This window comes from Roseibacillus persicicus (genome assembly GCF_014651675.1).
Lineage (GTDB): Bacteria > Verrucomicrobiota > Verrucomicrobiia > Verrucomicrobiales > Akkermansiaceae > Roseibacillus > Roseibacillus persicicus.
Genome location: NZ_BMXI01000019.1, coordinates 91,469 through 102,902 on the forward strand (window position 1 = coordinate 91,469; position 11,434 = coordinate 102,902).

At 55.8% G+C, this 11,434-nt stretch carries 9 protein-coding genes and 1 pseudogene; 1 reads left to right on the forward strand and 9 read right to left on the reverse strand.

What is annotated here, in order from left to right:
• Positions 1–7: 7 nt before the first annotated feature.
• From IE099_RS18600 to IE099_RS18635, 9 genes and pseudogenes are all read right to left on the reverse strand, one after another.
• Positions 8–2,455 (reverse strand): tetratricopeptide repeat protein, encoded by a 2,448-nt coding sequence (locus IE099_RS18600; RefSeq protein ID WP_189573547.1) that lies wholly within the window; start codon positions 2,453–2,455, stop codon positions 8–10.
• Between the two features lie 30 nt (positions 2,456–2,485).
• Positions 2,486–3,319, reverse strand: a complete 834-nt coding sequence (accD, locus tag IE099_RS18605) for an acetyl-CoA carboxylase, carboxyltransferase subunit beta (RefSeq protein ID WP_189573549.1) — start codon at positions 3,317–3,319, stop codon at positions 2,486–2,488.
• A 223-nt stretch (positions 3,320–3,542) separates the two neighbouring features.
• Entirely contained in the window at positions 3,543–4,058 is a 516-nt protein-coding gene (locus IE099_RS18610) for a ComF family protein (protein ID WP_189573551.1), read from the reverse strand.
• Positions 4,059–4,073: 15 nt separating this feature from the next.
• Positions 4,074–4,358 (reverse strand): annotated as a pseudogene (locus IE099_RS21160) (double zinc ribbon domain-containing protein); the annotation flags it as partial.
• Positions 4,283–5,191 (reverse strand): CPBP family intramembrane glutamic endopeptidase, encoded by a 909-nt coding sequence (locus tag IE099_RS18615; RefSeq protein WP_189573554.1) that lies wholly within the window; start codon positions 5,189–5,191, stop codon positions 4,283–4,285. The gene IE099_RS18615 and the pseudogene IE099_RS21160, both read right to left, overlap by 76 nt.
• Before the next feature lie 305 nt (positions 5,192–5,496).
• Positions 5,497–6,543 carry a hypothetical protein gene (locus tag IE099_RS18620; RefSeq protein WP_189573556.1) on the reverse strand — a complete coding sequence of 349 codons (1,047 nt, stop codon included), beginning with the start codon at positions 6,541–6,543 and terminating at the stop codon, positions 5,497–5,499.
• Positions 6,544–6,754: 211 nt separating this feature from the next.
• A complete protein-coding gene (gene murA, locus IE099_RS18625) occupies positions 6,755–8,029 on the reverse strand; it encodes a UDP-N-acetylglucosamine 1-carboxyvinyltransferase (RefSeq protein WP_189573559.1) in 1,275 nt (424 codons plus the stop codon).
• Positions 8,030–8,047: 18 nt separating this feature from the next.
• Positions 8,048–8,911 carry a peptide chain release factor N(5)-glutamine methyltransferase gene (gene prmC / locus IE099_RS18630; RefSeq protein WP_229809588.1) on the reverse strand — a complete coding sequence of 288 codons (864 nt, stop codon included), beginning with the start codon at positions 8,909–8,911 and terminating at the stop codon, positions 8,048–8,050.
• Positions 8,912–9,155: 244 nt separating this feature from the next.
• Entirely contained in the window at positions 9,156–10,286 is a 1,131-nt protein-coding gene (locus IE099_RS18635; protein WP_345778130.1) for an integron integrase, read from the reverse strand.
• Between the two features lie 402 nt (positions 10,287–10,688).
• Here IE099_RS18635 and IE099_RS18640 point away from each other — a divergent pair, with 402 nt between their 5' ends.
• A complete protein-coding gene (locus IE099_RS18640) occupies positions 10,689–11,210 on the forward strand; it encodes a hypothetical protein (protein ID WP_189573561.1) in 522 nt (173 codons plus the stop codon).
• Positions 11,211–11,434: the final 224 nt, after the last annotated feature.

Sequence of the window (11,434 nt, forward strand, 5' to 3'; positions counted from 1 at the left end):
ACTGTAATCAGTCGGTCCAGAGAAGGTGGTCCAGCTGGATTTGTTCCGCGCGGACTTTAGCCTGCTCCGCCCCGGGGCCTTTGGTCTGTGCCAGCTTGCGAGCCAGGATGAGGGCGGCCCGCGCTCGGTTGGCCTCCAGCAGAATGTCGATGGCCTCGAATCCGCAGCGGTAGTAGTAGTTCCACTCTTCCTCGGTTTCATCAGGAGCCCGGTTCAGTCGATCCACAACCCGGATGCAGGGCTCGATGGCGAGATCCGGCTGCCCGCTCTCGCGATAAGTTTGGGCGAGCAGGTAATGGATTTGATTGGACCGCTGATAGGTCGTCCGGGGATCATCCAGCAAGCGCTGATAGAGCGAGATTGCTTTCTCGTATCGCTTCGGTTCGTTCGTCGCTTGCTCGCGATAGGCCTTGGCACTGAGCAGGGCCGCCTCGGGCTGGTCGCCTGGATCGCCTGGAATATCAGCGAGAACTTTGAGGCTCTCGTCGGCCTGTCCCAAGTTCAGAAGTTCCCGCGCTTTCAGTAAACGGGCTTCGGTAGCCAAGGGCCCGGAGCGGGTGATGAGCTTGTCCAAGATATCGAGACCAGCCTCAGTGAACTCGGGCAGCGGAATTTCAAGATTCGCCCGGGCGCAATAGTAGAGAGCGACTTCCGTCAATTCACCGGCATCGGGAAGGGCGGCGGCCTTGGAAAAGAGAGAGCTGGCGCGGTCAAAGTTTTCGCTTCGATAGCTGCTCTCTGCCAAGCGCAGCAGGAAGTAAGGGTCGTTCTCCGCCTCGGGGAAATTGCGGAGGTGCTCGTCTCCTTTTTTTACCGCTTGCTCCCAGCTGTTCGTGATCCCACCCAAGCGATAGCTGATGCGAAATTTTTCTCGCGAAAGCTCCCTCGAGAGAGGTTCGGGCAAGGTTGCCAATTGCTGTTCAATGAGCTCGAAGTCTGGCTGCAACTCACCTAACAAAACTCCCGCCAATGCCAAGCGAGCTTGCGCCATGCGAGGATGGTCCGGATGCTTCTCGAGAAAATCCAGCAGTGCCTGCCGCGCTTCGGGAGCTTGTCTTCGAGCCAGCGCGAGCGCTCTTTCCAAGGCGAGGGCGACCTTGCTTTCTTCGGAGCTCAGCTTGCTCGCTAGAGCTGATAGGGGAGCGTTCGGGGTGGTGGAGAGCTGGAGAACGGCCTCATTGAGGAGGGCGTTTTCTGCAAAGTCGGTATCGGGATGTTCCGCCGCTTTGGCGAATAGCTCCCGCGCCGTTTCTGGAGTTTGCTCTTGAATGGCGAGCCGCGCGAGCAAGTCGCTCGCCACTGCTGCTAGAGGAGAGTCGGGCGCGGAGGTCTTTGCTTCTGTGAGTTCGGTCCGAGCCCTCTCCCGATCTCCACTTTGCCAAGCGATTTCGCCCAGCCGCAGATGAACTCGCGAGGCCATTTCGGGCTTGGGCTTCAATTCGGTCATCAGTTGAAGCAGCGTCTTCTCTTGCTCCCCGCCCAAACTACGAGATAGGTAGTAGCAAGCGAGTAGCTTTGGTGCCGTCGCATAGTTGCTGTCCTCTCCCAAAGTCTTGGACTGTACGAAGGCATCCAGAGGAGGCGCGAAGGACTTTGGGTCTTCTGATTTGTTAAAAAGAATCTCGAAGCGGGCCGGCAAAATAGTGAGCAGAGGCTCTACGGACTCGCTTCCCAGCAGGTTCACGAGAGCGCTCAAGGCTTCCTTGCTTTGCCCAAGCTCACTGAGGGCGTCACACTTTCCCAACTGAGCCAGATTCTTGATTGGAATCGGGGCGGGGTCTTCAAGGATTTTTGAGAACGCTGTGAGCGCCTTGGACGGCTCTTGGGCGGCGAGCTCTATCCTTCCCAGAAGTATGAGCCTCTCACTCTCGGATTTGGTTTCGCTTTCGGTCGATGCAATTGATTTGCGTGCATCGTCTAGTTCTCCCTTGGCCAGATGGATCTGTGCTTTTAGAAGAGCAACCTGTCCCGGCCGATACTTCGCATGCTCGCTTTGGAGTTTTGCTATTCCTTCCGCCGCTTTGCTGTAGTCGCCATTGCTGACCAAGAGTTCCAGAGCGTTGAATCTTGCTTGGGGGAAAAGGGGGCTTTCTCCGCCGACCGCGTCGAATTTGGCTAAAGCTTCATCGCGGCGCTGCAGGTGCGCCAGCGCCATCCCTTGCCAATAGTTGCGCTGCTCGACAAGGCGATCGGGCAGTTTGGCGAGCTCCTCCAATGCCTTTTCGGCTTCACCAGAACGAACCAAGGCTTCTCCAAGCATCAGAATCACATCGAATCGCTCCGAGGCTGCCAGTTTGGGATTGGCCTTGAGGTAGTCCTGCAGCCGCGTTGCCGCAACGTCGGGCAAGCGTTCCGCCATCGCTTCCCGCGCGGATTCGATTTCTTCCTGTCCGTGCAGAATCAGACCGCCGAACAGCAAAGAGCCGATTGGCAGTAACAGGGTGAGTGCTCGCATGGGGAGAGGGTGGTCGGCCGCCGCTTGCCGCTAGCTCTTGGGCATCAGGTAAGCGAGAATCTCGGCGATCTTGGGGCGCAAATTCTTGCGGTCCACGATGGCGTCAACCAGCCCGTGTTGCAGCATGAACTCCGCGGTCTGGAAACCCTTGGGGAGATCCTGATGGGTCGTTTCCTTAATCACGCGAGGCCCAGCGAAACCGATCATACAGCCGGGTTCCGCGAGATTGATGTCGCCGATCGTTGCGAAGGATGCGGTCACGCCCCCTGTCGTGGGATGGGTGAGAATGGAGAAATACGGGAGGGATGCTTCCTGATGGCGGGAAAGGGCTCCACAGGTCTTGGCCATTTGCATCAATGATAGCATCCCTTCCTGCATGCGGGCACCCGAGGAGGCGGAGACGATGATGATTGCACGCTTTTCCTTCGTGGCGGTTTCGATGGCACGGGTGATCTTTTCGCCTACCACGGAACCCATGGATCCCGCAAAGAACTTGAAGTCCATCACCGCCAGAGCCACCGGGAAGCCATCGATGGTCGCCCGGCCGGTCACGACCGCGTCATTCAGCTCGGTCTTTTCCCGCATGGAATCAATTTTCTCGGGGTAGTTCGAGAATCCCAGGGGATTAGCCGAAAAGAGCGCGTGATCCATCTCTTCGAAAGAATCGGGATCGGCCAGAAGGGCGATGCGCTCACGCGACGGAAGGAGGAAGTGATTGCCGCAATTCGGGCAAACGTGGTTGTGCTGCTTCAGGTCCAGAGAGTGGATTAGCTCGTCGCACTGGTGGCACTTGGTCCAGAGGTCGTCGGGGAGACCCTGGTTGCGCTTGCCGCCTCGCAATGGTGGTTTTTTGAAGATGCCCATGTTGTGTTGGGAAAAGAATAAGGCTTCAATCGACGGGGGACAATGGCAGATTATGCCCAATCTCACGCCGCGTTCTGCCAATTCGTGCCGATTTTCATCGCGTTGGGAGCCGTTCAAACTGGACCTAGCTTGGATGAATCTCTCGGAATCTGCCGAAATATGTCCCTCCATCCCCGGCAAAAGAGCCCTCGGGCTCCGCGTTCGGATTGGAGGCCGCGACCGTTCAGGCTCTCACCACCGTGAGGACGGTGATCGAGGCGGGCCGAGCCGCGCGAAGAACTTTCGAGCATTCCTGTGCAGTCGAACCTGTGGTGAAAACGTCATCGATCAGAATGAGATTCTGTCCCGCGAGAACCTCCGGCCGAACGCGGAGAGCGAAGGATTTTCGGAGATTTTTGAGTCGTTCTTTTCGGGAAAGAGTCGCTTGTCGTTGGGTGTCTTTCACCCGCCTGAGCGCCTGCAAGACGGGGAAATCAAGGGCCGTTCCCAAGGGGCGGGCGATGACTTCCGCCTGGTTGAACTGTCGCTCCCGCAAGCGCTTGCCTGACAACGGAACAGGAATCAGCAGCGGCTCCTTGAGTTCTCGAAGCCGCCTCTCCTCGTGAAAAAAGTTGGCGACGATTCCCGCCAGATCAGCTCCAAGTTCGGGATGCTTGAGAAGCTTGAGCTGATGGATGAGGCTGATGCTGTCATCACTGGACCGCAGGGGAGCAACGGCGAAGTCGAAGGCTGGCTTCATTGACAAGCAATTCGGGCATCCTGCCGGAGGCTCGAAGTCTCCATCGAAAACCTGTCCGCAGCGTCTGCAGTGGCTTTTGGGAAGGCGTGGTAGCGCAGTCTCGCAGCTCTCGCACAGGTTCTTCCCTCCCCGGAGCGAGAGCTTGCAGAGGACACAGATTGGGGGATAGAGCCAGTCGAGGAGGGTGGCCAAGGCGGGGGATTTACTTGGGGGTTGAGGGTCGGCTAGGTAGGGGAGGGATCCAAGGGGCTGTCGGGGTGCACCTCTTCGTAGTAGTCGGGCTCTCGGTAGACGACCCAAATGATCAGAGCGCTCATCCCCAATGTGGCCAAGGGCAATAGCCCCTGCGCGAGGTTCTCCCCGATCACGAAGTTCGTCCACTCCGGATGACCTTCCCGGGGAGTGGCCAAATCACCGAATACGGTGAAGGCGAACACCCAACCCGCATGGAGGCCGACGGGTAGCCACAGCGACGAAGTCAGAAAGCGGGTCACTCCAAGAAGAACCCCTGCGAGGAGCAGCGGTGCGAACTGAAGCAAAATGAGCTCCCACTCGAACAAACGCTGGACTGTCACCTGCAGAAAATCGAAGCCCGTCCACAAGCCTTCCGGATTGGCCATTACCAGACCGTCCGGCGGTCTGAGGAAGTGAAGAAAGGCAAAGAGAAAAGCCGCAAAGACGATTGCGAAAGAAGGTCGAAAGGTCCGGAGAAAGATGCCCAGAATCACCCCGCGAAAGATGAATTCTTCCAGCAAGGCAACGACGGTCGCAGTCGTCATCGCCTCGGGGATCACGGCTGAAGGGGACGTTCCTTTCCATCCGAAGAACCCAAAGAGAATGGCCAAGGCCCCCGCAGCCGAGAGAAAGACTGAGCCCAACAAGAACCCGCCCAGCACCTGACGAAATGGGTGGGGAGGCCGCACCAGGGCCTGCCCTCGATTGGGAGCAATGGAGCGAGCCGGGAGAGCAAAGGACCAGGGGCCCCGCGTGGTCGCGATTGCCTTCTTGGCTTCCAGAGAAAAGAGCAGAAAAGGCAGGAGAATGAGAGCGGCGAGATAGAGCGAGCGATTGAAAAAGCGCGCGTAATCCGCCTTACGCGCATGAGTGCCCACATAGTCTAAAAATGGGTTCACCGACTTGTTTGCGGTAATTTCCCCTAGAAACATTCCCAAGTTGTAAACTTGAGGAACCAGAAACGCAGCCAGCGCGAACGTCGCCACCAGAAAGAGCAGCAGTTTCGTTACATCATTGGACCAGAGACTTCTCACGCGCAGTCGAAGCTTGCCGACCAACCCAGCCTAGCGCAAGCGCCGATCCAACCCTCACCCGAACCTGAAATTGCCATCACCCGATAGCTGGGAAACTTTCACCCAAACGCCTCCTGAAAGATCCTGTCTTTCCTGGCCAAAAAAAAGCACAAGGCAACGGCCTTCCACCCCTACTCCACCGGCGATTCTGCCGACAAGCGATAGAACCTCCCCTCGCCAACCGACTCAATGGACAAGGTCCCCGTGGTCCCCGCCGGAATCGGATTCACCGCTCCACTCAGCTGGCCACTTGGAAGGGGAGTCCAAGGCTCGACCGAATCCAAGTCTGTCGCGACCTCTACCACCACTTCGGCCACCGTCCCCCCGGCAGGCAACTCCAAGGCGAACGCGCCAGCTGCCTCCCTGTCAAAAATCCTGGGTGTATCGCCTGCCTCGAATCCCAAAGCCCAGAACAGACCATTTTCCAGCTCGATGTTAAAATCATTTCCCACGAAGGGCGCGTCAGAATCGCCGTTTTCCGCCGCCCATTCCAGATAAGGGTTCGGAGGCTCGGTCATTAGGCTCACCTGTCCAATCGCGCGAACCGTCCCATTGGCCGCAACAGTCGCGGAAAAGTCTTCAGTCACCTCAATCACCTGTGTGATCGCAACGGGATAGACAAAGTTGAGATCATAGACCTTCTCAGTGGCTGTCGAGAGCTCCACATTCAGAGTGGAAGAAATCTCAATAAAGTCACCCGGGCTTCCAGAACCGGTGACCGGAGTATCGGCAAAGTCTTGGGGCGGAATCTCGCCGACTGCCGAAGAGCCAGTCAAAGTTCCGGAATTGATGGTCAATTCATGGAAATCGGCCGCGCACAGGGAATCGAAGACAGGAGCCGGCGGAGCAGGAGTATCGAGCGTCACCCCCAGATCAGAGGTCGTGAGATCGTAAACCGTTGCGAAAATGAAGGTTCCGACAAAGCTCACCCCAGTGGTCGTGACGTCTGCGGTAACAAGCTCCAAAGTGGAGATTTCTCCAGACTCGGGCGCAATATCAATGCGCGCCGAAACCGTGCCGGAAGCCTCCGAAGTGTCGTCACTCGCGATACCCGAGACGGAGAGGCCCAAGTCCAAAATGTTTTCATCCGCCGTCGCCGCAGTCAAAGTTAGGGTCACATCGACCACTTCACCATGGGAAAAGGGAGCCAGAATAATCAGAGCAAAGGGCCATTTCATCACCTCTTGCTACCGCACCCCGAACGGCCTGTCGAGAACTTGGCACTTCCCGGAACTCCACCACGGGTTGCCATTCAAAAGAAAAAAGCCCCGTTCCCCAAGAAACCCAAACCGCTTGGCGACTAAAAAACGAGAGCCCTCGTCCGCCAAAGCCGACGTCCCGCGCGAATTCTGAGCCTCATTGCGGCCCCGCAAAGAAGGCTATAACGATCTACTTTTCCCGAACCCGTTCCACCTCCGCACCCAACAGCAAAAGCTTCTCATCAATATGCTCATAACCCCGGTCGATGTGATAAAGGCGATTGATTGCAGTCGTGCCTTTCGCCGACAGCGCGGCCAGAACCAGAGCCGCCGAAGCACGCAAGTCCGAAGCCATCACTGGCGCCCCAGAGAGCTGATTCACCCCCGTCACCACGGCAGTCCCATTATCCACCTTGATATTGGCACCCATTCGCGACAGTTCCGCGCAATGCATGAATCGCTGTGGGAAGATCGTATCCTCGATCACCGAGATCCCCGGAGTCGTCGCGAACAAAGCGCTGAACTGTGCCTGCATATCGGTCGGGAATCCAGGGTAGGGGGCCGTAGTGATTTGGGCCCCAATCGGATTCTCACCCGGCTTTACCGTAACCGATGTTCCCTCGTTGCTGAATTCCACGCTATGCCCACAGTTTCGGAGCACTTGCGTCGCTGCCGCCAAGTCTTCCTCGACCACCCGGTGCAAGGTCACCCCCTCGGAGTAAGCAGCAGCCCCAGCCATAAAGGTTCCTGCCTCGATGCGATCCGCAATCACCGTATGCTCAGTTCCACCTAGCTTTTCCACCCCTTCGATCGTGATTCGGCGGGTCCCCGCACCCTCGATCTTTGCTCCCATCGAGATTAGGAAGTTCGCGAGATCAACCACCTCGGGCTCACAGGCCGCTGACTCAATAATCGTCGTCCCCTTCGCCAGACAAGCTGCCATCATGATGTTGTCCGTGCCCAGCACGGTCGGGCCATGCTTTCCGCGCAAGTCCAACTCGCAACCGACCAAACCACCCTGCGGGCCCTTGAGATCCATGTTACCCCCTTCCACATCGCAATCGGCACCCAGAGCCGCCAGGCCCTTGATGTGCAGATCCACCGGACGGTCGCCAATGACACATCCACCGGGGAGGGAAACTGTCGCTCGATTCAATCGCGCCAGTAGGGGACCCATCACACAAATGGACGCCCGCATCCGGCGCACCAACTCATAAGGAGCATCCGGCACAATGTTCGCACACTTGATTCGCACCGTGCCCGACGACCGCTCAACCTCCGCGCCAAGCGCCGAAAGAATCTGCAGCATATAATTCGTATCCGAGACATCGGGCACCCGGCTGATAATAACCGTCTCTTCGGTTAGCAAGGTAGCTGCGAGAATCGGGAGGGAAGCATTCTTAGAGCCGGAGATATTAATGGCGCCCTTCAAGCGGGTGCCACCGTGAACGAGTAGTGTGTCCATAGATTTGTAATGGGGGGATTAGAGCCTTCGGGCAAACGGGAAACGGGAGACTCCCGAAAGATCGGACCGGATGTCAATGTCCGTAAACGAAAAGTGCAGCAGTAATTGTGACACCGCCTCCGCCTGCTCATGCCCGATTTCCAATGCCAACAGGCCGCCGGGATTCAAATATTCGCCTGCCTCTGCGATAAAAGCTTTCAAAAGATCCAACCCATCTGGGCCAGAGAAAAGCGCCAAATCCGGATCATGGGCCAGCTCCGGCTCCAGCGAATCCCTGTCATTCTCCGGCACATAGGGCAGATTTGCCACAATCAGATCGAAGGTTCCATCCACTGCCGAAAAGAGATGACTCTCAAGAAAAGTAGCCTCCACTTCCAGCGCAGTCGCATTTTCACGCGCCAACGACAGAGCGTCTGGCGAGACATCGGCCAAAACCAACTCGCCCATCGCTGGAAGCTCCAACGCCAGCGAAAGACCAATCACCCCCGACCCCGTTCCCACATCCAGCACCCGGGTCGGCTCAGCCAAAGTCTCTTTCTCCTGCAAAATCAGGGTCACCAACTCCTCCGTCTCGGGGCGGGGAATCAGGGCCCGGCCATCACAGAGAAAGTCCCGGCGCATGAATTCCACCTCACCCACCACATGCTGCAGCGGCACGCCCTGCCCCCGCCTCTTCAAAGCCTCCCGGATCGGAGCCAGTTGCTCCTCCGTCAGTGGTCGGTCGAACTCCAGATAGAGCTGCACCCTCGTATATCCCAGAAAGTGACCCACCAACCGTTGCATATTCAATCGAGCATCCGCGACTCCGCGCTTCTCCAGATAGGCCGTCCCCCCATCAATCACCTCCAAAACAGTCGTCACCTCCGCAAGGGTGGGGGACACCCGCCTCCAAATCCATCGCAAATCCTGCCCACTCCCCAAAAAAACCGTCCCCCAGCCCCAATCCCAAAAATTTAGTCAACTCTGTCCCAAAAAACCTCATCCAGAAAATCCTGTCCATCCTGTCGAAAAAACTCCCCACCAATCCCATCCCCAAAAACCGTCGTCCCAAAAGTAATTCCAAAAATTCAGTCAATTCTGTCCCAGAAATCCATCCTGAGAACTCCTGTCCATCCTGTCAAAAAAATCACCCCAAATCATCCAGAGGACTCACAAACACATCCCCGGGACGATTCAACACATGCGTATAAATTTCCGTCGTTCTCACATCCTCATGTCCCAACAACTCCTGCACCGTCCGGATATCCTTCCCGCTTTCCAACAAATGAGTCGCAAAGGAATGCCTCAACGAATGGCAGCTCACCTTCTTCGCAATCTCAGCTTGGATGGCAGCCGTCTTGATCGCTTTTTGTAAACCATTCTCATTCAGGTGATGGCGCCTCACATGACCCCCGCGAGGATCAACGCTGCGACGTTGGGAAGGGAACAACCAAAACCATCCCCACTCCTTCGCCCAGCTCGGAGCCTTCTTCTCCGCCGCATACGGAAGCCAGACGCCTGCCAAATTCTCACTCCTATCCAAATCGTAAAGAGCCCGAATCTCCTTCAAGTGAGCCCGCAACCTCTCTTCCAAACTCCTCGGCAATGCCGTCCGTCTATCCTTCCGTCCTTTGCCCTCCCTCACCACAATCATTCCCAGATCGAAATCGATATCCTTCACCCGCAAGCGCATCACCTCCATCAGCCGCAAACCCGAACCATACAGCAATTCCGCCATCAGGCCCCACGTGCCCTCCATCTCGCCCAACAAGCTCTTCATCTCGTCCCGCGAAAGCACCACCGGCATCCGTCGCTTTGACTTTGCCAGCGCAAACGAACCAAAATTCGGTTCATCCATTCCCAAGCCCTCGCGAAATAGGAACAACAAAGAGCTCAGCGCCTGCTTCTGGGTCGCAGGAGCAACATGGTCTTCCAACGCCAGATTCTCTAGAAACAACTGTGCCTGCTCAGTCGAAAATCGAGACTTGTTAGCCTCGACAGACCGCACAAACCTCTCCGCCCAGCTCAAATAGGTTCTTTCGGTTCGGAGCGCATAGTTCCGACCCCGTAGCGCAACAAAAACCTTCATCAAGATCGCCAAGCTACTCGGGTTAAACCCCTTGTTCCGCAGACGCCTCCCATACTCCTCGCGAGAAACCCGATCCACCTCCTGTGAGGTTTCCATCAGACTGAGCTCATCCTTCAGCTCCTTCCAATCTACCAAATTAATCCAGCTTTCCTTTAGAATCTCGCCATGTGCCCAACGCACAGCGCGCATCGCCTGCTGAATTTGGTAAGACTCCACATGCGGTCTTTCTGCTAAAGAACGGATCCAATTGACAAAAGCAACATCCTTGGGATTTTCAGCTCTTTCGCGCAAAACTCGACCCCAGTGCTGTAAACGCTTTTCGTAATAGGGAATAGCCGCCTCCGAGACCCCCTTTTGGGTAAGTAGGCTCCGGAACTGGACTGCAAATTGCTGTCTCGAACTCGCCTTATTCCCTGAATCCTGGTCCTTCTTACCCATGATAAACATTCAGAACGCCAAAAACGCCAAAAAGTCACCTCCAAATCGGACTAACGGGATTAGACAGATTCTGCCTAATCCCATTCGCACGTATTCTGCCGAATTGACAATATCCGCTATTCTGTCTAATTAACGTTCTGCCAAATCCTTAAAATGGAAATCTATTCTGGAAGCTATAGTGATGGGCAGGAGGCCGGACAAAAATTGCTTCGTCTTTTTGATGAACTAGGAGTGAGCCTCTCGTCGAAACTTCCAGCGTCAGAAAACGAGCTCGAGAAGGTGTTTGAACTGATTCGCCTACCAAGAACAAAGAATGGGAATCCTGTTATGAAAGGCTTTCTCTCTACTGTTTTGCGTAAAGATTACTACAATGCTGAAATTATTGAGGTTCTAGGTGCATCTACATTTATTGAAGATCAAACGGACTGCTCGCCACTCAGTGAGCTGGCTGCTGATTCTGGGCTAGTTCAGTTTGCGTCTTGGACCGGAGACTATTCTGATGGCGATGCGTGGTGTCTCGATATACTTGAAGATCGAGTTGTTTGCATACCAGTTGGCGTTCCTGAGACTAGAGCCGAAGCCCTCGAGAGAGCTTACGGTATTTTTCCTGATTTTTTGTATTTAGAGGCATACCTTAGATGCTCTGCAGAAATTCGAGGCTGGTTGCCAAAATAGGTGCAGAACAAGGCGCCGCTGCCAAACCCGACCGCGCTGGCGAGTTGGCAATTGACAGCATGCTTGTAGGTTGTAGAACAAGTGAAAGCTCGCTGAACGGTCGGTTTGGCAGGGCTGGAACGTTCGCTTGGAATCGTATTATTAGGACGATTTCTTTCGCTTTGACGAGGCAGTGGAACGTTGGTTTTTTCGAGCTGAACTCTAGGTTGGCTCCTCGGATTTGT

Coding starts and splice junctions, on each gene's coding strand:
- IE099_RS18600 (WP_189573547.1), bottom strand. CDS start 2,455: ATGCGAGCACTCACCCTGTTACTGCCAATCGGCTCTTTGCTGTTCGGC.
- accD (WP_189573549.1), bottom strand. CDS start 3,319: ATGGGCATCTTCAAAAAACCACCATTGCGAGGCGGCAAGCGCAACCAG.
- IE099_RS18610 (WP_189573551.1), bottom strand. CDS start 4,058: ATGAAGCCAGCCTTCGACTTCGCCGTTGCTCCCCTGCGGTCCAGTGAT.
- IE099_RS18620 (WP_189573556.1), bottom strand. CDS start 6,543: ATGAAATGGCCCTTTGCTCTGATTATTCTGGCTCCCTTTTCCCATGGT.
- murA (WP_189573559.1), bottom strand. CDS start 8,029: ATGGACACACTACTCGTTCACGGTGGCACCCGCTTGAAGGGCGCCATT.
- IE099_RS18635 (WP_345778130.1), bottom strand. CDS start 10,286: ATGCGCGCTGTGCGTTGGGCACATGGCGAGATTCTAAAGGAAAGCTGG.
- IE099_RS18640 (WP_189573561.1), top strand. CDS start 10,689: ATGGAAATCTATTCTGGAAGCTATAGTGATGGGCAGGAGGCCGGACAA.